Genomic DNA, 21,862 nt, shown 5'->3' on the forward strand with positions numbered 1-21,862 from the left:
GGTCCCTATGATTCCCGGTACAAATTTGAGCACAGACACAGGATTTACTTACCTGGCATTGGGAGATAGTTATACGATCGGGCAAAGTGTACCCGAATCTGACCGTTACCCGGTGCAGGCAGCAAAGCTGCTGAGAGAAAGTGGGGTAGCCATGGCTGATCCCGTAATAGTGGCCCGTACCGGCTGGACTACCGACGAATTGAACACCGGGATACAGGAAGCCGGCATTACAGGCAGCACCTATGATGTGGTGACCCTGCTGATAGGGGTCAATGACCAGTACAGGGGGAGGCCGGTGGATGCGTACAAGCCCGGTTTCACAATGTTGCTGCAACAGGCTATTGCCTTTGCGGGCGGGCATTCCGACAGGGTAGTGGTGTTGTCTATCCCCGACTGGAGCAAGGTCCCTTTTGCGGAGGGGCGGGACCGGGATGGGATCTCAGCGGAGATAGATGAGTATAATAACGCCAACAGGAAGATTGCGAAGAAAATGAAAGTCCATTATATTGATATAACCCCCGGTACGCTTAAAGCAGCCAGTGACCCCAGTCTGGTAGCCAGTGACGGCCTGCATTATTCCGGCAAGGAAATGGCGTTCTGGGCCCATAAACTGGCCGATACGCTCAAAGGTATCCTCCATTAAATAGTTTTTACCGGCAGTTTCCTGCTGTTTACCGGAACACTCCCTTTTTTAGCCTAAATGCGCTTTTATAAGCAGTGTGGTCTTGCTAATATTGTATCGTAAATGAAACATACAAATGAGCAAGAAAGATATTACAAGAAATTCAAGGTCCACGATCGGAAAAGGATTTATCTTTTTGATAGTAGGAGCATTCTTTTTATTAAGAAGTCTGGATCTTGATATTCCGGAATGGGCAGGTTCCTGGGAAGTGCTGATGATAGGGATAGGTGCCATTATATGGTTCAGCAGTAATTTCAAAAACAATGCAGGTATAATACTGATGCTGGTCGGTAGTGCTTTCCTGGCAAAAGATATTTACGCATGGCCTTTTGATCTGTCACGCTTTATATGGCCGGCGTGTCTTATATTCATTGGTATTGCCCTGATATTCAAAAAGAAGAGGGACAAATCAGATTGGTCGGCTCATTCCACTCCTTTCCCCGATGACACCATGCGTAAAGATGAGAAGTACCACGCATTTTCCTATTCATCCGTATCTGATGACTTCCTGGATGTTACGGCTATATTCAGTGGTGTAAACAGGGTAGTGGTTTCCAAAGAATTTAAAGGAGGAACAGCTACGGCCGTTTTCGGCGGTTCTGATATCAACCTGACCCAGGCAGATTTTAACGGTACCATTGAAATAGAGGCTAACTGTGTTTTTGGTGGTGTGGAAATTATTGTGCCTGCCAACTGGAATGTAAAAGTAAAAATGGACACCGTCTTTGGCGGTGTGGAAGATAATCGTCCGGTAGAGATGATGTCTAACGATCCCGACAAGGTCCTTGTTATTAAAGGCACCTGTGTATTCGGTGGAGTAGAAATCAAAAGTTATAATTAACCCGATTAATTTTATTTATATGCAATGGTTTGTGACCAAAATAGTTTACCAGATCATTTGTGGAAATGGCAATCATGCCCCACAGTTCGATGAACAACTGCGCCTGATCAGCGCTTCAGACAGAGAAGAAGCCTGGAAAAGAGCTTATGAGATAGGTGTACAGGGACAGTATTCGTTTAATAATCAACGGCAGGAACTGGTGCAGTGGCGCTTTATCAATGTACCGGAAATGAATACACTGGAAATGCTGGGAGATGGCATGGAACTGTATTCACGTATAGAAGAGCCCAGTGATGCAGATGCTTATATCTCATGGCTGCAGGTAAAAGCGGCCAGTCTGAGAGGTCAGGAGTATATTGATATTCATTCTTAATAAAATATTGTTTAGTTAGCTAAACAACATTGACTTTTAATCCAACATTAATTGGCCAAACAATTACTCACTGATAAACCTTTTCGCCGGACGTTCATTGGAACAACTTATGTTTTCCTGGTGGTGCATGCAGCGGTACTGTTATACTGGTACAAACTGGGTAATGGCGTGGCCTGGACAGACAGTGCGGTACATATTATATTGCTTGCGCTGTCTTCAAGAGCTACCAGTTTTAGTCTGGCGTATTACAGACCGGCAAGGGGAAAGTATACCTTTCTGCTGACTTATACGATTGCTCAGGCTGCACTATGGCTGTTTATCAGTACCAGCATGATGCAGTGCTATTTCCCGGGAGAACAGGCATATTTAGACTGGGCACATGAAGCTTTACCCGCGCGTTTCGTAATAGGCTGGCTGATCATCTGTTTTTTAGCCTTCAGGAGCCTGTGGTGGCATGATATTGAAGCACAGCGGGAAGAGTTGTTACGCAAGGATACAGCAGAAAGACTGGCCCGTGAAGCAGAGTTATATAAGCTGAGACAACAGCTGCAACCACATTTCCTGTTTAACAGTCTTAATTCTATCAATGCACTGATCATGCTGCGTCCGCAACAGGCACGTGAGATGGTACTGAAGCTGAGTGATTTCCTGAGAGGAACATTGAAAAGAGAAGACCAGCACTGGATCGCATTACCGGATGAACTGCAATACCTGCAATGGTACCTGGATATTGAAAAGGTAAGGTTCGGACACCGTTTAAGCACTAACGTTACTGCTACTGATGCTACGGCTGATCTGAAAATTCCGCCCATGTTACTACAACCGGTAGTGGAAAATGCGATTAAGTACGGATTATATGATACAACGGATGCGATTACCATTACGATAGAAGCATGGGTGCAGGATGAGTTGTTATATGTACAGGTGCAGAACCCGTTTGACTCAACATTACAGCAACCCCAGACGGGGACAGGATTCGGTCTTACGTCCATACGCAGGCGTTTATACCTGCTGTTTGCCCGGCATGATCTGCTGGAGACCACAGCAAAAGATAACATTTATACCACACTCATTAAAGTGCCACAACTATATGATAAAAGCGATAATAATTGATGATGAACCACTGGCAAGGGAGATTGTAAAAGAGTACCTGCAGTCATATACACAGGTGCAGCTTTTACAGGAATGTAATGATGGGTTTGAAGGGTTAAAAGCGATACAGCAACATCAGCCGGATATTGTATTCCTGGATGTGCAGATGCCTAAGATCACCGGCTTTGAAATGCTGGAACTGGTGGAAGCGTTGCCTGCGGTTATATTTACTACTGCTTTTGAGGAGCATGCGATACGTGCATTCGAAGTGAACGCAGTGGATTATCTGTTAAAGCCTTTTTCTAAAGAACGTTTTGATAAAGCATTGCAGAAATGGCTGGACCGCCATGCTGCCGATACGCCAGCGGAAACAACGGCCTTACTGGAAACCGCTGCCGGTTCTCCTTTACAGAATAACCGTATTGTAGTGAAGATAAACGGGAAGATCAAGATTATTCCTGTGGCGGATATTCATTACCTGGAAGCTGCGGATGACTATGTGAAAATCATTACTTCCGAGGGGGCTTTCCTGAAAAATAAAACAATGGCCTTTTTTGATCAGACATTGGATGCACAACAGTTTTCGCGTGTACACAGGTCTTATATGCTGAATGTGAACCAGGTAACCCGTATAGAGCCTTATGAAAAGGAAAACCACCTGGCGATATTGCGTTCCGGGGCTAAAATACCGGTGAGTAAGACAGGCTATCCGAGATTAAAATCTGCACTGGGACTATAGTATATTTTGCTTTTTTCATAGAAGAAAAGCACCTGTCGTTTGGCAGGTGCTTTCTTTTTATTGTACTACCAGTACCGGAATTCTTACCTGATGTCTTACCTGGTTGGCAGTTTCACCATAGATCCAGTCTTTAATACCGGTGTGGCCGTGGCCACCTAATACAAGGAAATCTGCTTTCTCTTCTTTTACAAGACGTACAATTTCTTTTGCCCTGTGCCTGTAGCCCAGTAATCCTTTTGCACGGATATCCCTGGAGCGGAGCAGGGTGACATATTTATCCATCTGTTCCTGATCTTTCCGTGTTTCAAAATCGTCTGATTCACGGCCCAGGTATTTGGCAGATGCGCTTTCTACAATATGTATCAGGAGATATTCCGTCTGCGGGTTACCATGAGCCAGTGCATTGGCGATGATCTTTTCATCATCCTTACTGAAATCCAATGCCATGGCGATACGGTAGTACACAGGGACCTGTAATTTTCCCAGTGTGATTTCGTGGGTATGATGGATCTGTGCAGAAGCTTTTGGCCAGGAGCGGCTCATCATTGGATAAATGATGGTGATGAACAGCAGCGTAATGAATCCAATTCCTGCAGCTATGATAATGATGTCAACGAATACATTGCTGTTACCGGCGATGTATTTGGCAGCTTCGGTATATACCATACGTCCATTGAGGTATACCAGTATGATGGTAATGATCCAGGCAGCCACTTTCACTATTGGTTTAATGGTGAACTTACCCATTGTTTTTTTATCACTTACGAAATGAATGAGAGGGATCACTGCGAAGCCGAGTTGCATACTTAATAACACCTGGCTGAATACCAGCAGGTCTCCTACTTTGTCCGGGCCTGCGATGAGGATGACCAGTAATGCCGGAATAATAGCCAGCAGGCGCGTAATAAGTCTGCGCAGCCATGGATTGATACGCAGGCTAAGGTAACCTTCCATTACTATTTGTCCGGCAAGTGTACCTGTTACGGTGGAACTTTGTCCCGCAGCGATCAACGCAATTGCAAACAACATAGGAGCCAGTTTACTGCCCAGCAGGCCTTCCATCAGTTTATGCGCATCCTGTATTTCTGCAATGTCGGTATGACCGGCTTTGAAGAAGACGGATGCTGCAAGGATGAGGATGGCCGCGTTGACAAGGAATGCCAGGTTGAGGGCAACGGCGCTGTCTATAAAGTTAAGTTTAAGTGCCTGTTTAATGCCGGCATCATCGCGTTTTATTTTGCGTGTCTGTACTAATGCTGAATGCAGATAGAGGTTATGCGGCATCACGGTAGCCCCTATGATACCAATGGCGATATAGAGCGCCGCGTTATCCGGAATAGAGGGGATAAAGCCCACTACGACCTCATTTAAGGCCGGCTTGGCCATGATCAGCTCTATGAGGAAAGAAATGCCTACAATGGCCACTAAAGCGATAATAAAGGCCTCCATTTTCCGGATACCGTACCGTTGTAATACTAAAAGCAGGAAGGTATCAAAAACGGTAATGCTTACGCCCCATTCCAGGGGCAGGCCGGTCAGTAACTGTATACCGATGGCCATCCCCAGCACCTCTGCAAGGTCGGTAGCTGCGATGGCTATTTCTGCCAGGATGTAAAGGATGAAATTGACGGGAGCGGGGTAGGTTTCACGGTTGGCCTGTGCAAGGTCGCGGCCTCTTACGATACCCAGGCGTGCGCTGAGGCTTTGTAAGAGTAGCGCCATCAGGTTGCTCATTAACAGTACCCATAATAGTTTGTAACCGTACTGGCTGCCACCCGCCAGATCGGTAGCCCAGTTACCCGGGTCCATGTATCCCACGCTGACGAGGTATGCAGGTCCGAAGAAAGCAAGGAGTTTCCTCCAGCGGGCCCCGCCGGAGCCGGTCATATCTACACTTTGATGAACGTCGCCAAGAGATGTGTGCTGATGATTCATATTGCTTTAACCATTATATTCTTTGACACCTGTTCACTGATGGTGAAGGCAGGTTGATTACGGATCTTGATTTCAATCGAATTGTCGAATGCGTAGCGTTCTATAACATCCAGTTGTGTACCGAGCCGGATACCTTTGGCAGTAAGGAATTCCAGGAGAGCGGCGGATTTATCTGATACGGCCATGACTTCCAGCCGTTTAGCCTGAGATTTATGTAAAGAGGTTTGCGTACGGGGTTTACCCATTTTACCCTGTGCATCAGGAATAGGATCGCCGTGGGGGTCAATTGCCGGATTTCCAAGAAATTCGCTGAGGCGGTTGGTGAGTTTTTCACTGCGCACATGTTCCAGTTCTTCTGCCAGTTCATGTACTTCTTCCCAGCTGAAAGCCAGTTTTTCTACCAGGAAACACTCCCACAGGCGGTGTCTGCGTACGATTTGCAGGGCCGCTTTTTTGCCTTCCGGCGTGAGGTTGATGCCCTGATATTTTTCATATGCAATGAGCTTCTTTTCCTTGAGCTTTTTAGCCATATCCGTTACTGAAGCTGGTTTTGTGTCCAGTTCATAGGCAAGTGCATTTGTGGTAACGGAATCCTGTCCTTCTTCCAGCTTGTATATCGACTTTATATAATTCTCTTCTGAAACAGACAAGTTCATAACTCTTAAAATAATATTTAGGTAAATCTAAATAATAATCGGCGGATTTGCAAGTGTGAGAGAGGGGGCCGGTGACCATCTTTACATTTTTTACACTTCATATCAATTTTTTCTTTAACTTTTCGGCCGTAATAAACAAGCAAATACGCATGAATAAGATAGTGTTAGCGCTATTGGCCATCTGCTTACTGGGTGCCTGTAAGTCGAAACATAAAAAGGTAGCAGGGGATGAATTTACATTTGAAGATTTTCGTGATTTATTCACCACTACCCAACTGCCTTATAAGCTGACACTTGATTCCCTGAAGGCGGAAGAGGATGATTCCAGCGCCATTGAACCGGAACTGATGAAGCAATTCCTGACGGATACGCTGGCCACCAGGGATTTTCAGGCAGGCAGTGCCGTGCAGTATTTTCCACTGGCTTACCTGGAAGGGGATAAGATCAATTACTTTGTGGTAAAGGCAACGGGCAAAACTACCCGGATGGCCTATCTGTGTATAATAGACAAAAAGGGCCATTACCTGAACCGGTTACAGGTGGGCAAGCTGGTTGATAACGGAAATAGTACGAAGTATTTTTCTATAGATAATAAGCGGGCCGTTAAGATAACAGAAGAGCAGCAACTGGGCCCGGGCCGTACGGCTACCAAAGAAGAGTTCTATGATGTGGCAGCAGATGGCAAGGCCATGCTGGTAATGACGAATTCCAGCGGGGATGCTGTTGCAGGACAGATCTTCAATCCGATAGATACCCTGCCCCGTAAACATAAATTATCCGGCGATTATGAAGCCGGTGAGCTGAGCATTGTATCTGTCAGGGATGGTAAGGATGCAAAGTCGTTCCAGTTCTTTATTTCTTTCGCCAAGGAAAGTGGATGTAAAGGAGAGTTATCCGGTACAGGTCATTTTACAGGCGCTAATAAGGGAGAATACAAGGATAAGGATTCAGACTGCGGTATTTCCTTTCAGTTCTCAGCCGGGCATCTGAGTATCAAAGAGATAGGGGGATGTGGCGCTTACAGGGGAGTGAGATGCTTCTTTGAAGGCAGTTTTAAGAAGAAGCAGTAACTCAGTTTGAATGGGTAGATTGCCAGCGCGAAGAACTTCATCCATGCTTTCAGGTATGAAGGAGAGAGGACGGAGAGTGGAAGCAGGGTAGTTAAAACTGGTATTTCTTAATAATATCGATAAAGTCTTTCCTGGTGATAAATCTTGCTCCGAAAGAAGCCAGGTGATCTGTATATACCTGGCAATCAATAATTTCAATTCCTTCTTTTGCAGCACGTTGTACAAACGTAATAAAAGCCGCTTTTGAGGCGTTGCTGACTCTCGCGAACATAGATTCTCCGAAAAAGCATTTTCCCAGCCGGATACCATAAAATCCACCGGCGAGTTTGCCATCCATCCAGCATTCTACAGAGTGTGCCCAGCCGTCTTTATGCAGTTTGGTATAGGCCGCTTCCACTTCATTTGTGATCCAGGTACTATCCTGTCCGGGGCGGTAGGTTTCTTTGCAGCCGGCAATCACACCGGGAAAGTCCTGGTCGAAAGTAATAGTGAACAGGTTCTTTTTCAGCACCTGTTTCATGCTGGCGGTCACCTGCAATTCATTGGGAAATAATACAAAGCGGGGATCCGGGCTCCACCATAGTATTGGTGGCTCGTTATACCAGGGGAAGATCCCTTCACGGTAAGCGAGCAGTAATCTTTCAGTAGAAAGATCGCCACCATAAGCCAGCAGTCCATCTGGTTCTGCCGACTCAACGGGTGGAAACATTAATTTTGAAGTAATGCGGGAAACGGGCATCAGTGGGCGATGGCTTCTTCAAGAGTAGCGCTGATACCTCTGTCCAGTAACGCGTCGCACAGGGGGCGTAATTTGGTGAACTCGCCTTGTTTTACAGCGTATTTCCCATTGTGATGAATAATAAGAGCGCATTGCTCGGCCTGTTCCTGCGTATGGCTACATACTTCCATTAGTGACTGGATAACCCAATCAAAGGTGTTGACTTCATCGTTCCAAACGATCAGACTGAATGGGAATTGTTCGTCTTCGGCTACCATTACATCTTCCCATTCCTTAGTTTGCGTGCCTGTTTGCTTCCGCTGGCTCATATCAGGTAAAAACTTTACACGAAATTACAGTTAATAATCGTTAAATTAAATAGGAAAGTTTTAACAAAAACGTCAGAGTATAGTTTTGATAATCATTTAATTAACATATTCTATAACCATTGGCTGATATTCATTATTATTGTAATTGCTAGAATCAAGCTTATGAGTGTATTGAATGGAATTAAATTATTAATAGACATCAGCTTACCGTTGAAGGACCCTGTACCTATCTTCTCACTGGTATTATTTATCATTCTTTTAGCTCCCATCATCTTAAGAAAGTTCCGGATCCCCAGTATTATCGGATTGATACTGGCAGGTATGTTTATAGGAGATCACGGAATTAAGATTATTGAAAAAGGGAGTATTGATCTTTTTGGAAAAGCAGGATTATTGTATATAATGTTCCTGGCGGGTCTGGAACTGGATATGACGGAATTCAGGAAGAACCGGAACCGGAGTATGGTGTTTGGCGCCTTTACTTTTTTCATCCCGCTGATACTTGGGTATTTTGTATGTACGTACCTGCTGCATTTCAATTTTATGGCCACATTGCTGGTCTCCAGTATGTTTGCCACACATACGCTGGTGGCTTATCCGCTGGCCAGCAGACTGGGGATTACCAAAAATGAGGCGGTCACCGTTGCGGTAGGAGGCACCATCATTACCGATACAGCGGTACTGGTGATACTGGCTATTATTACAGGGGCCGCAGCGGGCAATCTTAACCGTGATTTCTGGATACGGCTGAGCGTTTCGCTGGTGGTATTTGCCGCAATTATCCTATGGATATTCCCCATGATAGGGCGTTGTTTTTTTAAGAAGATAAAGGACGATAAAACATCGCATTTTATTTTTGTGCTGGCGCTTGTATTTCTTGCCGCCTTCCTGGCAGAACTGGCAGGAGTGGAAGGAATTATCGGCGCTTTCCTGGCAGGACTGGCACTGAACCAACTGATTCCGCATACGTCTCCGTTGATGAACAGGATACAGTTTACCGGCAACGCCTTATTCATCCCCTTTTTCCTGATCAGTGTAGGCATGCTGGTTGATCTGCGGGTATTGCTGAAAGGTCCGGAAGCTTTGCTGGTAGCAGGTTCTCTCACTATCATGGCAATTGCCAGTAAATGGCTGGCCGCTTACTTTACACAGATCTCTTTTAAATATACACCCGTACAGCGGAATGTAATATTCGGATTGAGCAGCGCACATGCTGCCGCCACTATTGCTGTAATACTGATAGGATTTAATATGGGGATCATCGACGAAGCTGTGTTGAATGGTACTGTGGTATTGATACTGATCACCTGCCTGGTAAGTTCCTTCGTAACAGAGAGTGCAGGCCGTAAACTGGCTATTGTGGAAGCAGAGCGTAAACCCGCAGCAGAAGATACCCAGGAGCGCATTCTGATACCTATTTCGGGAGCAGACCGTATTGAAGCCATGCTGGACTTTGCCGTGATGCTGAAAGACCCGAAATCGGCTACGCCTATTTATCCGCTGGCAGTTGTACAGGATGATGAAGAAGCGAAAGAGAAGATCCCATTGACGAACAGGATCATGGAAAAAGCAGTGGTGCATGCTGCTGCTACGGAGAGTAATGTGCAGGTGGTAACGCGTATAGACCTGAATGTATCTGATGGTATTGCACGTGCTGCAAAGGAGCTGATGATTACGGATGTGATACTGGGACGCACAGACAAGACCAGCACCACAGACCGTTTATTCGGTTCTATCTTTGGTACTACGCTGGATAATGTGTTGCATAGTGTATGGGAAACGGTGTATGTATGTGATTTTAATTATCCGCTGAATGCAACGAGGAAACTGGTGCTGGTGATGCCTAAGAATGCAGAGTACGAGATCGGGTTTTCACATTACCTGCAAAAGATCATCCTGCTGAGTAAACAGGTAGGAGCGAGGTTGCTGGTATGTTGTCATCATAAAACGCAGGCGGTGATAGAAGCAAAGCTGTTACAATCAAAACAAAGTGTAGATATTGTTTTCAAGCAGTTTGATGAGATAGAGGAGTTACTGTTACTGTCGCGTGAGATCACGGGGAATGACCTGATCGTAGTGATTTCTGCACGTAAGGGAACGATCTCCTACAGGCCTTATTTCGAAGGGATGTCTGCAAGGTTAAACAGGCACTTCAGTGATAACAATGTGATACTGCTGTTTCCTGAGCAAACGGAGATCGATTATGTGGAAGCCGGATTACAACCGGAAGATCTTACATTGGCTCCTATACAGGAACAATTAGCGAATCTGAATAAATTAAGTAAAGCCGTGAGGCGCATCTTCAAAGGCAATAAATAATTTTATGCTGTGCTGACGGGCGATTATAGGTTTACGGATGAGTTTTTCTGAAAAAAATTTGGTGGAATAAAAATAGTTTTTACCTTTGCAATCCCATCAGACAAACGGTTTGATGAAAATGTAAAAAGGGAGCTTAGCTCAGCTGGTTCAGAGCATCTGCCTTACAAGCAGAGGGTCACTGGTTCGAATCCAGTAGCTCCCACTCTTTTTACTTTATTGGTTTTTTCAAGGGAGCTTAGCTCAGCTGGTTCAGAGCATCTGCCTTACAAGCAGAGGGTCACTGGTTCGAATCCAGTAGCTCCCACAGTAAATTGGACAAGTCAGGTAATACTGCACTTGTCCTTTTTTTTTGTTGTAAAGCTCCGCTAGCTTATAGAGTGGTACTTTTAACTGTTTTGTTGAGTTATCCTCTGAGCATGTCTTTTATCTTAAATCCCACTCAACAATACTGTTGACCCATTCCTGGCGGAAGGGAGTGGTAATCTTGATATAATTATCTGTGTAACCTTCCATCATCCCATCTTTCCCTTGTATCTCAAACAATACTTTACGGGTTTGTCCCAGGTGTTGTTCTGTGAAATACTGTAGCTTTTTAAGGCTCAGGTTGCGCAGCATTTTATTACGTTCGTTGCGGATGTGAACAGGTACGATCGGTTTTATTTCTATTGCGCCTGTATTGGGTCGTTCTGAGTAAGTGAATACGTGCAGGTACGATACATCCAGCGCGTGCAGGAAATCGTACGTTTCGCGGAAATGCTCTTCTGATTCAGAAGGGAAGCCCACGATCACGTCCACACCTATGCTGCAGTGCGGAATGAACTGGCGGATCAATGCTACTTTCTCTGCATATAATTCACGGCGATAACGGCGGCGCATTAATCCGAGGATATCATTACTGCCGCTTTGCAGGGGAATATGAAAATGAGGCATGAATTTGCGGCTGTTGGCTACGAATTCAATGATCTCGTTCGTTAAGAGGTTAGGTTCGATAGAAGAGATCCTGTAACGTTCTATGCCTTCTACTTTATCCAGTTCCTGTATCAGTTCATAAAAGCTTTCTTCTCTCTTTTTACCCCCTTCGAATCCTTTTCCGAAATCGCCCAGGTTTACGCCGGTCAATACGATTTCTTTGACTCCCGTAGCTGCCAGGTCTTTAGCGTGCTGTATTACGTTGGCAACACTATCGCTACGGCTTTTACCGCGGGCCATGGGAATGGTACAGAAGGAGCAGGTATAATCGCAGCCATCCTGTACTTTCAGGAAGGTGCGGGTACGATCGTTCATGGAATAAGACGCATGGAAGGTATTGACGTCTTCGATATCGCAGGAGCATATTTTGGTACTGTCTCCTTTGGTGAGGGTTTTGAGGTGTTCAACGATGTTGAACTTTTCCGCAGCGCCCAGTACGAGGTCTACTCCTTCAATTTCGGCAATCTCCTTTGGTTTCAGCTGTGCATAACAACCGGTGATCACTACCATACTTTCCGGTGCGCGCCGCTGGATACGGCGTACCAGGTGCCGGCATTCCTTGTCGGCATTATCTGTAACAGAGCAGGTGTTGATTACGTACACATCGGCCTGTCCGTCAAAATCTGTTTTCACAAAACCATCCTGTTCCAGTAACCTGCTGATAGAGGAGGTTTCTGAAAAGTTCAGCTTGCAGCCGAGGGTATGAAATGCTACTGTTTTACCTGTTGTCATAAAGTCCGCAAAGTTACATCTTTTTGCAATGTGCCTTCATATGCTAATTTAATACCGCTTATATTGGCAAAATTACATAGATTGCCGTCGCTTGAGCAATACTAACGTGTTATACTGAGTAACCACTATGAAATCAAAGGGTAAGTACATACCTGTCATATTACTGGCTTTATTATTATTCATGGCCTGGCGCCAGCAGTGGTGGAAGGGACCACGGCCAGTAACACCACCATATACCAAAACAGGTCATAGTCCACGCAGCACGGTGAATGATCCTGCTGTCCTGAACCGTCATGCCCGGCTGGAATATACTGTTCATGCCCGTTGCCGGATGGAATGCCGTCATATTACCGAGGCAGAGGTGAGTGAAATACTGGCAGATGGCCGTATAAACACGGAGAAGTCCAATCCACGCGACCAGCCTTGTCCAACATTTGCGTTGGAAGGTTATTCCGAAGAGGGGCAACACCTTCGTATTGTTTTTGCCCCCTGTGATGGTACCACCCGGGTAGTTACCTGTATCGACCTCGATAAGGAATGGAGTTGCAACTGTAATTAGCACTTATTAGGTATTTACGGTCACTTGCAGTAATTTTCAGGTTTGCTACCGTCGTTATTTTATGAAGTTACTGCTGAAACCATTACAATTCGTATACGCTATATACGCTTCTATCTTATTCTTAGGCATCATGTTGCTTATTCTTCCGCCTATTTTCCTGGCCTCTCTCTTTGGCAGGATAAAGGGTGGAAATATCATCTTCTACTTTCTCTGGTTCTGGTCAAATTCCTGGTTCCCACTGGTGGGTATGCGGGTGAAAAGGATCTACAAATGTGAAAGGGATAACGAGCCCTGTATCTATGTGGTGAATCACCGTTCCTACCTGGATGCGGCCCTCGCCGTGGGTGTAATGCGTTTGCCGTTCCGTCCCCTGGGGAAGATAGAACTGAAGAAGGTGCCATTATTCGGGTTTATTTATAAAAACTCTGTGGTGTTGGTAGACAGGGCCAATGCCAAAGCACGTTCCCGTAGTGTACGTGAAATGATGAATACCCTGAAGGAAGGAGTGTCTATCCTGATATTTCCGGAAGGGACTACCAACGATACTGACAGACCTTTACAGCCTTTTCATAACGGGGCTTTCCGGATAGCGATAGAAACACAGACACCTATTCAGCCGGTATTATATCTGGATAACGGGGCCCGTTTACCACATACCGGTTTTTTTAAGATCAATCCGGGCCGTTGCAGGATCGTGTACCTGCCTCCTGTGCCTGTAAAAGGACTGGGAATGGATGATTTGCCGGCGTTGAAGCAACAGGTGTTTGATATTATGGAGAAAGAACTGATAAGCTGGAAATAATGAAATTTGCCGATGTTATACTGCCACTGGCGCTGCCAAAGAATTACACTTACGCTGTACCTCCGGAAATGGAAGATGCCGTGCAGGTGGGAAGCCGTGTTGCCGTACAACTGGGCAAGCAAAAAAAATATACCGGTATTGTAAAGGCGGTGCATGGAATGGCTCCGCTGGAATATAAGACCAAACCCCTGCTGGACGTGCTGGATAGAGACCCGGTCGTATATCCCAACCAGCTTTTATTATGGCAATGGCTGGCGTCTTATTACATGTGTACCGAAGGGGAAGTGCTGAATGCGGCTTTACCTGCCCACCTTAAATTGTCCAGCGAAACGTTACTGTTGTTCAATGATGCTTTCGGGGATGATTTCACCGGGCTGGATGATAGCGAATATCTCATAGCAGAAGCATTACATATACGCAAGGAACTACGCATTGAGGAAGTACAGCTGATCCTCGATAAGTCGGACGTGTATTCCGTGATAAAAAAACTGATAGAAAAGAATGTGCTGCTGGTATATGAGGAACTGAAAGAAGTATACAAAGAGAAGAAGGAAAATTATGTGCAGCTGCATGAGCACTATGCAGCGGAAGAACAACTGGCAGGGTTATTCAATGAGCTGGGGAAAGCGCCTAAGCAGATGGAATTACTGCTGGCGTACCTGCACCTGTTAAAAACGCAGGGCAGTGTATTGCAGAGTGAATTACTGAAGAAATCAGGTGCTTCGGCCGCACAGTTGAAAGGACTGGTAGATAAAAACGTAGTGTGGATAGAAAAGAGGACGGTAGACCGTGTACCAGGTGCAGGGAAAGCAGATGCACAGGTGGATTTTGTGCTGAGTCCTGCCCAGGAGAAGGCTTTAGCGGAGCTGCATCACTGCTTTGAAAGCAAACAGGTAACGTTGCTGCACGGGATTACTTCCAGTGGTAAAACGCAGCTGTACATGAAGCTGATAGAGGAGCATGTGAACAGCGGTAAGCAGGTATTGTACCTGTTACCGGAAATAGCGTTGACAGCACAGATCATACGACGCCTGCAGAAACATTTCGGTAAGAAAATAGGTATTTATCATTCCCGGTTCAGTAATAATGAACGTGTGGAGATATGGAATAAAGTAAAGACCGGCGAGTTACAGATAGTACTGGGCGCACGTTCCAGCCTGTTGCTGCCATTCAGGGATTTAGGGCTGATTATCCTTGATGAGGAACACGATGCGTCCTTTAAACAGCAGGACCCCGCCCCGCGTTATCATGCGCGGGATTCGGCTATTTATTATGCCGGGTTGTTTGGCGCTAAAGTATTGCTAGGTTCCGCCACACCTGCGCTGGAATCTTATTTTAATGCGCAGCAGGGGAAGTATGGACTGGTAGAGTTAACAGAACGTTTTGGAGGAGTGGCGATGCCTGCCATAGAGATCATAGATCTGAAGAAGGAGCAGGCAGAAAAGACGATGCAGGAGAACTTTACACCACAGCTTCGTAATGCTATCGGTGTGAGCCTGGCCGATAATAAGCAGGTGATCCTGTTCCAGAACAGACGTGGTTATGCGCCTTTCCTGATGTGTACTACCTGCGGATGGATCCCTAACTGTCAGAACTGTGATGTATCGCTGACGTATCACCGTAACCAGGATAAATTACAGTGCCATTACTGTGGTACGCGTTATCCTTACGTACATACCTGTGCTGCCTGCGGAAGCAGTAATACGCTGGTCCCTAAAAACTTTGGTACAGAGAAGATAGAGGATGACCTGATACAGGTGTTTCCCAAGGCGCGTATTGCCCGTATGGACATGGATGCCGTAAGGAATAAGGATAGTCATAATAAGATGATACAGCTGCTGGAACAGCAGGGGATAGATATACTGGTGGGAACGCAGATGGTGGTGAAAGGACTTGACTTTGATAATGTAAACCTCATCGGGATTTTAAGTGCGGATAGCTTGCTGAGTTTTCCTGATTTCAGGGTGAATGAGCGTGCGTTCCAACTGATGGAACAGGTGGCAGGGCGTGCCGGTCGCCGTGACGGGCAGGGGAAGGTGATCATACAGGCGAGTAATACCCGTCATCCTATATTGCATTTTGTCACTACACACGATTATAAAGGCATGTATGCCGCTGAGGTAGCAGAGCGGCAGCGCTTTGGTTATCCTCCTTTTTACCGGCTGTTAAAGATCACGATGAAGCATAAGCAGCAACAGGTGGTGGAACAGGCAGCGCATATCCTCAGTAACTGGTTAAGGCCGCATATAGGCGCTAACCTGGTGGGGCCTGCGGCCCCATTGGTAGGGCGCGTGCGTACTTATTACCTGCAGGAGATGCTGATCAAGTTACCCCGGGATACGAAAGTCATTGCGCAAACAAAGCAACTGCTGCGTGAACATTTCACTAAGTTACAGGCAGAGAAACAGTACCGTTCCGTGCTGATAGTACCGGACGTAGATCCGGTGTAGCAGAGACATGTTATTGTTCTGTGCTGATAGTACTGAACGTAGTGTTAGCTTTTAGAGATGTACAGTCTTTTGTTTTTTATTTCATTATCTGCTTGCAGGATCATCCCGAATACTTTCTTTTCTTCGTTATTATAACTGCTTTTCTTAAACCATTTCAGCGCGTAGATAGTGATCTTATTACCTTCCTGTTTGCAGGTGATTTTATACCCCAGGGAAGTACCGGGAATATCCACTATATAGTCGGCCGTGTTCGCCATTTTATACCCTTCAGGTACTGTAATGTAAATCCTGCTTTCCTGGTAAAAAGGGAAGGCCATTTCAACGGGTATGTTCACCGGCGGCATAGATACGTATTGCTGTACCAGTCCGTTTATCAGCATACCTATATTGATAGAGTCCGTTTTAAAAGAAGATTCAAGGATAAAGGGGGCATCAGCAACCGGCTGGTCCCAGTAACCATTCTGCATTTTATGCGTAAGGCCGGATACCCTGATGGGGCCTGTAGGCAACATGGAATTATATTGTTCGTCCAGGGAAGCAATGAGCGTATTGCCTATAATGGTCTTAATGGCCATGCCCGGATAGCCGCCTGCCGTTTGTTTGAGTTTTACATCGTTAACGCCCAGGTTATTGATATCTATATTTGCTTCCAGGCTGATATTATTCTTTGTGTAATCGGAGACAGGTGTACGGATAAAGTCGACCAGCACTTCTGCTTTTTTATCTATCAGTGTATCGCGGCAACGCAGCGCCATTATGCCTGTCCAGGAGGCAGGATAAAAGGGGAAACGGGTATCGGCAGCAGCGGGTGCTAATGCCTGGCGTAGTTCAGGAAAGTAAATGAGTACGTTACTGGCCAGTTCTATATTCACAATACTGCTGTCCAGCGGAACCGATTCTTTACCCGATGTAAAGAGGATCTGGGTGTGAATGCCCAGCAGGTAATAGACGGATGCCATCAGCTTTACGATGCCTGTTTCATTGCATGTCTTTGTTCTTAGAATAGCATTGATATCAGACAGGTCAGAATTATCCGGATCGTCTATCAGTTTATATTGTGATTTTATCTGTTGTTCTACCTGGTAGATAAGTACCGGAAGGGGCGAACGGGTTTTCAGGAATTCCCATCTGCTTACTTCTTTTTCCAGTTTTTTATACTCCGGTTTTTCTATATATACATATTGCAGGAACTGATCTTTAGCGGGTTGTTCCCAGGTTGTTTCGCGCAGGGAAAATTCCGTGCGTTGCAACCATGTATTATAGTAAAACAGATCGCCGGGAAGGAGGGCCGGGATATGGTATGCGGTAGCATGAAAATAGTGTATGCCGTTTGATGCAATGCTGTCCCTTACATCGGGGAAGCCGTTGCTTCCCCTTGTGCGGAACAGTACGTTCGGTGGTAATACCAGCATGAAGGTAGCTTCATTGCAGGGAGTAGTACTTTGCATGTATTCAAAGCCTGCCCATGTAGTGGCTTCGTATATCAGCATATCGTATTCCACTTCACAACCGGGCACGAGTTTTAACGGCGCTATTCTTATCGTTTCCGCTTTGCCGCCGGCATATATTTTTAATACGGGCACTCCCTGTATATGACCATCAGGATAGATGACCCTTGCATCTACGGATTTGATACTTTCGTAAGGCTCCAGTGGTATGATGAGCTGAGAAATACTGTCTGCTGCTTTTTGGGTGTTAATATGTATCCGTTTGTAGATGGTACGGCAATGGGAACCATCTGATGTAGGACGGTTAAAGTCTCTGGCCACGATGAATTTAAGCAGGGTAACGGGTACGCTGGTGTCTGTCTGATGATGAAGTTGTGGCTGTGTCTCCCAGGTGTTATTTACATAACGGTTTATCTGTGAGAAGGCTAACGTACAGCATAGAAGGCACAGCAAGGTGCATATAGGTACTCTCATAAATTATTTACCAGCCAACTCCTTAATGGCATCTAATTCATAAACGTGTGTGCCGGAAGGTATGTTGATAGCGGCTTTGATCATCGCCCTGGCTACATTCACGGCTTTTATGGGGCGGTATTTCTTCCAGCGGCCCTGCAAAAAGTAGTAAAATACCAGTATCAGGAATTTACCGATCCATTCGCCCGGCCGGAATTCTTCCCGGGCACCCAGCAATACGGAAGGGCGGAAAATATGTAACGCAGGAAAACCGATTTTTTCTATCGCCTGTTCTGTTTCTCCTTTGGTGCGTGCATAGAAATTAATTGATGAAGGATTGGCGCCAACAGCAGAGACGAGCAGGAACTGCTGCATATTTTGCCGGTGGGCAATGGTAGCGCAGCGAACGGGTATCTCAAAATCCACTTTCCTGAAGCTCTCTTTACTTCCGGCCTTTGCGATGGTAGTACCTATACAACAGAATAATACATCGCCATGCAGTGCTGATGCAAGGCTTTCTTCATCGTCAAAATCAACGATTATGGGTTCCAGTCCCGGGCGTTGTTTGAGCGATGGTGAGCGCAGCAGTACTTTTACTTTGCTGAAACGGTTATCATGCAAAAGCAGTGTTACCAGGCTATTGCCTGTAAGACCGGTGGCTCCTAATACAACAGCTGTTAGCGGCATGCTTTTATTATTATCTTTGTTTGATAAATTTACTAAAGTTTTGTCCGATCATATGCTGATATCTGAAAATGTTTTACTCCGGCCCTATAATACGTTTGGTATCGCAGCCCATACCCGTTATTTTACTTCATTTTCATCTGCGGCAGCACTACAGGAGATCTTGTCTGCTCCGGAACGGCGGGGATTAGCGCATATGATTCTGGGTGGAGGCAGTAATATGCTGTTCACGAAAGACTTTGACGGGATCATCCTGAAGAATGAAATAAAGGGGATTACGGTGGTAAAAGAGGATGATGCTCATGTGTACGTGAAAGCAGGGGCAGGAGAGAACTGGCATGGCTTTGTAATGGACTGTATCGGACATAACCGTGCAGGACTGGAAAACCTGTCGCTGATTCCGGGTAATGTGGGGGCCAGTCCTATGCAGAACATAGGTGCGTACGGGGTAGAGATCAGGGATACATTTTATGAATTAGAGGCTTTTAACCTGGAGGACTTTACGACGGTGACGTTCAATAACCCGGAGTGTGAGTTTGGTTACCGGGAGAGTGTGTTTAAAAGGAAATACAAAGGACAGTTCGCGATATTGTCAGTTACATTTAAGCTGAATAAAAACCCTCATTTTAATATTAAATACGGAGCTATTGAAGAGGAACTGAAAAGGATGGGCGTGCATGAATTGTCTATTCAGGCAATCAGTCAGGCCGTCATCAATATCCGTTCTTCCAAACTGCCTAACCCCGCAGAGATTGGCAATGCCGGCAGTTTCTTTAAGAATCCGACCATTGATGCTACTACCTATGAGCGTCTGAAAACAGCGTTCCCGCATATTGTTGCCTATCCTGTAGAGGGTGGTCATTATAAACTGGCCGCAGGCTGGCTGATAGAGCAGTGCGGGTGGAAAGGCTACCGTGAGGGAGATGCAGGTGTGCATGCCAAACAGGCCCTGGTACTGGTGAATTACGGGCATGCCAGTGGAGAGGACATCTACCGCTTATCGCAGCAGGTGCTGGACAGTGTACATGCAAAATTCGGGGTAGACCTGGAAAGAGAGGTTAATATCGTGTAGCCTTTATGTGTGCGATGATCTTATCTGCATGATCTCTTGAGTTTTCAATAAACCATACGTGGGTATCCATCCCACCGCAAACGACTCCGGCCAGGTATATGCCTGGCATGTTTGTTTCCATGGTATCCGGATTATAGGAGGGATGTTTCTTTTCATCTTCAGAAAGTTTTATCCCTGCTTTTTCGAGGAAGCTGAAATTAGGCTGATAACCGGTGAGCGCCAGTACAAAATCATTCTCCAGGGTTATGATACCATCAGGCGTGAGAATATCTACTTCATGCTCTCTGATGGCCTGTACGGTGGAATGTGTGTAGGCTTTGATGCTTCCTTCGCTGATCCTGTTTTCTATATCCGGTTTCACCCAGTATTTTACGCGTTTACCGATCCCTTCTTCCCTGATGACCATGGTCACGGCTGCGCCTTTGCGATATGTTTCCAGGGCAGCGTCCACAGAAGAATTATTCGCTCCTATTACCAGTACTTTCTGCATGGCGTAGAAGTGAGGGTCTTTGTAATAGTGGTTTACTTTAGGAAGATGTTCGCCGGGTATATTCAGCATATTGGGAATGTCATAGAAGCCGGTGGCGATGATGACATGTTTTGTGGTGTAAGAGGTATTTGTTGTTGTGACGGTATATGAACCGTTTGTTTGTTTTATTGTTTCCACGGCTTCGAAAAGATGTGTATTCAGGTGGTTGGAAACAGCCACGCGCCTGTAATATTCCAGGGCTTCCGGGCGTATCGGTTTAGCGCTGATGGATACAAAGGGAACACCACCTATTTCCAGCTTTTCTGAAGTAGAGAAGAAGGTCATATAGAGTGGATAGTTGTACAGAGAGTTGGTGAGGCAACCTTTTTCAATGATGAGGTAATTCAGTCCTGCTTTTTGTGCTGCAAGTCCACATGCCAATCCAATTGGTCCGGCCCCGATGATCAGTATATCATATGTTTCCATGGCTATAAAAATACGAATGATCATTCGTATTTACTATTCTCATTGAACAACGGCCATTGCTACCCTGTAATATTCATATCCTTTCATTTTAGCGGCGCGTTCTTTTCCGAAGTATATTTCGCGATAGGCATCGGCCCCTTCATCATAGATTAATTTCATGTTATAACCTGCCAGGAATTCGCTGATTTTTGCGGGGTCTATTCCGAAGTTCCAGAACTCGTTATTACTTTGAAGGAGTTTGGTGACGTTCGCCGCGCCTACAAAGAGTTCGGGATTGGACAATACTTTTTCATCTACATAGGTAAAGATGATGAAGGTACCGGGCAGGAATGATTTAAAGTACTGGAAGATTTTGTCTGCTATGGGAGCGGTAAAGTAATTGGTAACGCCTTCCCATATGAACATGGTTTTATAATGTGTGTTATGGAACAGGCCTGGCAGTACATCTTCCAGGCGTTGTTTGTGAAAATCTACCGAGATAGAATCCACGTGTATAACAGGTTTAAGCGGAGAATTTTCCAGGATGGCCAGTTTGGCTTCCTGTTTAACAGGATCATCTATCTCTACAAACATCACTCTTTCTTTCATTTTGAGCCTGTGTACCCTGCAATCGTATCCTGCGCCGAATATGATGACCTGGTTGATGCCTTCATCTTTGACTAGATTGGTGGTCATCACGTCTATGAGCCTGTTCCGGGCTACACAGGAAGTAAGGGCGCCGGTCCAGCGCTGATCGATGTACCAGGAGATGATGCGATTGAGAAAAGTAACTCTCGACAGCCATTCTACCAGTTTCAGATGGGGTGGGAGAAATAGCTTAGCGTAAGGGTCATAAAACAACCTTTCTTTGAGTGGAACATTTGAGGCAACTGCACGTAGCAGTGCCAGATAGGCCGCAGCTTTGCTGGCGGTGACCATTTTCATAAAATTATCGGGTTTACTAAAAATGAGTATGAAGAAAATTGAGGTTTGACAATCACACTG

20 protein-coding genes and 2 tRNA genes are annotated in these 21,862 nt (G+C 45.7%); 13 read left to right on the top strand and 9 right to left on the bottom strand.

The features are described 5' to 3' along the window. Window positions 1–7 precede the first annotated feature (7 nt). The 5 genes from GO495_RS03420 to GO495_RS03440 all read left to right on the top strand — a co-directional run bounded on the left by GO495_RS03420 (window position 8) and on the right by GO495_RS03440 (window position 3,727). A complete protein-coding gene (locus tag GO495_RS03420; protein ID WP_240915138.1) occupies window positions 8–643 on the top strand; it encodes an SGNH/GDSL hydrolase family protein in 636 nt (211 codons plus the stop codon). A gap of 115 nt (window positions 644–758) precedes the next feature. Then, window positions 759–1,523 (top strand): LiaF transmembrane domain-containing protein, encoded by a 765-nt coding sequence (locus tag GO495_RS03425; protein ID WP_157298289.1) that lies wholly within the window; start codon window positions 759–761, stop codon window positions 1,521–1,523. A 19-nt stretch (window positions 1,524–1,542) separates the two neighbouring features. Further along, on the top strand, window positions 1,543–1,896 hold the full coding sequence (locus GO495_RS03430; protein WP_157298290.1) for a DUF4288 domain-containing protein: 354 nt from the start codon (window positions 1,543–1,545) through the stop codon (window positions 1,894–1,896). Window positions 1,897–1,947: 51 nt separating this feature from the next. Further along, window positions 1,948–3,009, top strand: a complete 1,062-nt coding sequence (locus GO495_RS03435) for a sensor histidine kinase (protein WP_240915139.1) — start codon at window positions 1,948–1,950, stop codon at window positions 3,007–3,009. After that, window positions 2,987–3,727 carry a LytR/AlgR family response regulator transcription factor gene (locus GO495_RS03440; protein ID WP_157298291.1) on the top strand — a complete coding sequence of 247 codons (741 nt, stop codon included), beginning with the start codon at window positions 2,987–2,989 and terminating at the stop codon, window positions 3,725–3,727. Before GO495_RS03435 ends, GO495_RS03440 begins: the two co-directional genes overlap by 23 nt. 57 nt (window positions 3,728–3,784) lie before the next feature. Here GO495_RS03440 and GO495_RS03445 read toward each other — a convergent pair whose 3' ends face one another. Both GO495_RS03445 and GO495_RS03450 read right to left on the bottom strand, forming a co-directional pair. Continuing rightward, on the bottom strand, window positions 3,785–5,662 hold the full coding sequence (locus tag GO495_RS03445; protein WP_157298292.1) for an Nramp family divalent metal transporter: 1,878 nt from the start codon (window positions 5,660–5,662) through the stop codon (window positions 3,785–3,787). Continuing rightward, window positions 5,659–6,318 carry a metal-dependent transcriptional regulator gene (locus GO495_RS03450; RefSeq protein ID WP_157298293.1) on the bottom strand — a complete coding sequence of 220 codons (660 nt, stop codon included), beginning with the start codon at window positions 6,316–6,318 and terminating at the stop codon, window positions 5,659–5,661. Before GO495_RS03450 ends, GO495_RS03445 begins: the two co-directional genes overlap by 4 nt. A gap of 149 nt (window positions 6,319–6,467) precedes the next feature. On the opposite strand from GO495_RS03450, the gene GO495_RS03455 reads away from it, so the two are divergent. Beyond that, on the top strand, window positions 6,468–7,388 hold the full coding sequence (locus tag GO495_RS03455; protein WP_157298294.1) for a hypothetical protein: 921 nt from the start codon (window positions 6,468–6,470) through the stop codon (window positions 7,386–7,388). A 91-nt stretch (window positions 7,389–7,479) separates the two neighbouring features. Here GO495_RS03455 and aat read toward each other — a convergent pair whose 3' ends face one another. Together aat and GO495_RS03465 are read right to left on the bottom strand one after the other, a co-directional pair. Beyond that, complete coding sequence (gene aat, locus GO495_RS03460) at window positions 7,480–8,097, bottom strand: leucyl/phenylalanyl-tRNA--protein transferase (protein WP_240915140.1); 618 nt, start codon at window positions 8,095–8,097, stop codon at window positions 7,480–7,482. Window positions 8,098–8,126: 29 nt separating this feature from the next. Next, window positions 8,127–8,435, bottom strand: a complete 309-nt coding sequence (locus GO495_RS03465) for an ATP-dependent Clp protease adaptor ClpS (RefSeq protein ID WP_157298296.1) — start codon at window positions 8,433–8,435, stop codon at window positions 8,127–8,129. Window positions 8,436–8,597: 162 nt separating this feature from the next. On the opposite strand from GO495_RS03465, the gene GO495_RS03470 reads away from it, so the two are divergent. From GO495_RS03470 to GO495_RS03480, 3 genes are all read left to right on the top strand, one after another. After that, the gene (locus GO495_RS03470) at window positions 8,598–10,754 is read left to right on the top strand and encodes a cation:proton antiporter (RefSeq protein ID WP_157298297.1); all 2,157 of its coding nucleotides are present in this window, start codon (window positions 8,598–8,600) and stop codon (window positions 10,752–10,754) included. 127 nt (window positions 10,755–10,881) lie between these two features. After that, a tRNA-Val gene (locus tag GO495_RS03475) sits at window positions 10,882–10,956 on the top strand. 27 nt (window positions 10,957–10,983) lie between these two features. Then, window positions 10,984–11,058, top strand: a tRNA-Val gene (locus GO495_RS03480). A gap of 119 nt (window positions 11,059–11,177) precedes the next feature. Here GO495_RS03480 and mtaB read toward each other — a convergent pair. Beyond that, entirely contained in the window at window positions 11,178–12,455 is a 1,278-nt protein-coding gene (gene mtaB / locus GO495_RS03485) for a tRNA (N(6)-L-threonylcarbamoyladenosine(37)-C(2))-methylthiotransferase MtaB (RefSeq protein ID WP_157298298.1), read from the bottom strand. A gap of 127 nt (window positions 12,456–12,582) precedes the next feature. Between mtaB and GO495_RS03490 the strand changes: the two genes are divergently transcribed. The 3 genes from GO495_RS03490 (at window position 12,583) to priA (ending at window position 16,266) form a co-directional block, all read left to right on the top strand. Further along, window positions 12,583–13,014 (top strand): DUF4258 domain-containing protein, encoded by a 432-nt coding sequence (locus GO495_RS03490; protein WP_157298299.1) that lies wholly within the window; start codon window positions 12,583–12,585, stop codon window positions 13,012–13,014. Window positions 13,015–13,075: 61 nt separating this feature from the next. Further along, window positions 13,076–13,816, top strand: coding sequence for a lysophospholipid acyltransferase family protein (locus tag GO495_RS03495; protein WP_157298300.1), 741 nt, complete (start codon window positions 13,076–13,078; stop codon window positions 13,814–13,816). Further along, entirely contained in the window at window positions 13,816–16,266 is a 2,451-nt protein-coding gene (gene priA, locus GO495_RS03500; RefSeq protein ID WP_157298301.1) for a replication restart helicase PriA, read from the top strand. Before GO495_RS03495 ends, priA begins: the two co-directional genes overlap by 1 nt. 44 nt (window positions 16,267–16,310) lie before the next feature. On the opposite strand, the gene GO495_RS03505 is transcribed toward priA, so the two are convergent. Both GO495_RS03505 and GO495_RS03510 read right to left on the bottom strand, forming a co-directional pair. After that, the gene (locus tag GO495_RS03505) at window positions 16,311–18,188 is read right to left on the bottom strand and encodes a DUF3857 domain-containing protein (RefSeq protein ID WP_157298302.1); all 1,878 of its coding nucleotides are present in this window, start codon (window positions 18,186–18,188) and stop codon (window positions 16,311–16,313) included. A 3-nt stretch (window positions 18,189–18,191) separates the two neighbouring features. Then, window positions 18,192–18,854: an oxidoreductase gene (locus GO495_RS03510; protein WP_157298303.1), complete on the bottom strand. Its 663-nt coding sequence runs from the start codon at window positions 18,852–18,854 to the stop codon at window positions 18,192–18,194. A 52-nt stretch (window positions 18,855–18,906) separates the two neighbouring features. Here GO495_RS03510 and murB point away from each other — a divergent pair, with 52 nt between their 5' ends. Continuing rightward, complete coding sequence (murB, locus tag GO495_RS03515) at window positions 18,907–19,923, top strand: UDP-N-acetylmuramate dehydrogenase (RefSeq protein WP_157298304.1); 1,017 nt, start codon at window positions 18,907–18,909, stop codon at window positions 19,921–19,923. Here the strand turns inward: murB and GO495_RS03520 are convergent. Both GO495_RS03520 and GO495_RS03525 read right to left on the bottom strand, forming a co-directional pair. Then, the gene (locus GO495_RS03520) at window positions 19,910–20,902 is read right to left on the bottom strand and encodes a YpdA family putative bacillithiol disulfide reductase (protein WP_240915141.1); all 993 of its coding nucleotides are present in this window, start codon (window positions 20,900–20,902) and stop codon (window positions 19,910–19,912) included. The two genes, murB and GO495_RS03520, sit on opposite strands and share 14 nt — an antisense overlap. A gap of 15 nt (window positions 20,903–20,917) precedes the next feature. Beyond that, window positions 20,918–21,802 (bottom strand): class I SAM-dependent methyltransferase, encoded by an 885-nt coding sequence (locus GO495_RS03525; protein WP_157298305.1) that lies wholly within the window; start codon window positions 21,800–21,802, stop codon window positions 20,918–20,920. Between the last annotated feature and the right edge of the window lie 60 nt (window positions 21,803–21,862).

The sequence above is a fragment of the Chitinophaga oryziterrae genome, from assembly GCF_009758125.1.
GTDB classification, from domain to species: Bacteria; Bacteroidota; Bacteroidia; order Chitinophagales; family Chitinophagaceae; genus Chitinophaga; species Chitinophaga oryziterrae.

Excerpts from the sequence above, each read along its gene's own strand:
- GO495_RS03420 (WP_240915138.1), top strand. The coding sequence starts at position 8 with ATGATTCCCGGTACAAATTTGAGCACAGACACAGGATTTACTTACCTG.
- GO495_RS03425 (WP_157298289.1), top strand. The coding sequence starts at position 759 with ATGAGCAAGAAAGATATTACAAGAAATTCAAGGTCCACGATCGGAAAA.
- GO495_RS03430 (WP_157298290.1), top strand. The coding sequence starts at position 1,543 with ATGCAATGGTTTGTGACCAAAATAGTTTACCAGATCATTTGTGGAAAT.
- GO495_RS03440 (WP_157298291.1), top strand. The coding sequence starts at position 2,987 with ATGATAAAAGCGATAATAATTGATGATGAACCACTGGCAAGGGAGATT.
- GO495_RS03445 (WP_157298292.1), bottom strand. The coding sequence starts at position 5,662 with ATGAATCATCAGCACACATCTCTTGGCGACGTTCATCAAAGTGTAGAT.
- GO495_RS03450 (WP_157298293.1), bottom strand. The coding sequence starts at position 6,318 with ATGAACTTGTCTGTTTCAGAAGAGAATTATATAAAGTCGATATACAAG.
- GO495_RS03455 (WP_157298294.1), top strand. The coding sequence starts at position 6,468 with ATGAATAAGATAGTGTTAGCGCTATTGGCCATCTGCTTACTGGGTGCC.
- aat (WP_240915140.1), bottom strand. The coding sequence starts at position 8,097 with ATGTTTCCACCCGTTGAGTCGGCAGAACCAGATGGACTGCTGGCTTAT.
- GO495_RS03465 (WP_157298296.1), bottom strand. The coding sequence starts at position 8,435 with ATGAGCCAGCGGAAGCAAACAGGCACGCAAACTAAGGAATGGGAAGAT.
- GO495_RS03470 (WP_157298297.1), top strand. The coding sequence starts at position 8,598 with ATGAGTGTATTGAATGGAATTAAATTATTAATAGACATCAGCTTACCG.
- mtaB (WP_157298298.1), bottom strand. The coding sequence starts at position 12,455 with ATGACAACAGGTAAAACAGTAGCATTTCATACCCTCGGCTGCAAGCTG.
- GO495_RS03490 (WP_157298299.1), top strand. The coding sequence starts at position 12,583 with ATGAAATCAAAGGGTAAGTACATACCTGTCATATTACTGGCTTTATTA.
- GO495_RS03495 (WP_157298300.1), top strand. The coding sequence starts at position 13,076 with ATGAAGTTACTGCTGAAACCATTACAATTCGTATACGCTATATACGCT.
- priA (WP_157298301.1), top strand. The coding sequence starts at position 13,816 with ATGAAATTTGCCGATGTTATACTGCCACTGGCGCTGCCAAAGAATTAC.
- GO495_RS03505 (WP_157298302.1), bottom strand. The coding sequence starts at position 18,188 with ATGAGAGTACCTATATGCACCTTGCTGTGCCTTCTATGCTGTACGTTA.
- GO495_RS03510 (WP_157298303.1), bottom strand. The coding sequence starts at position 18,854 with ATGCCGCTAACAGCTGTTGTATTAGGAGCCACCGGTCTTACAGGCAAT.
- murB (WP_157298304.1), top strand. The coding sequence starts at position 18,907 with ATGCTGATATCTGAAAATGTTTTACTCCGGCCCTATAATACGTTTGGT.
- GO495_RS03520 (WP_240915141.1), bottom strand. The coding sequence starts at position 20,902 with ATGATCATTCGTATTTTTATAGCCATGGAAACATATGATATACTGATC.
- GO495_RS03525 (WP_157298305.1), bottom strand. The coding sequence starts at position 21,802 with ATGAAAATGGTCACCGCCAGCAAAGCTGCGGCCTATCTGGCACTGCTA.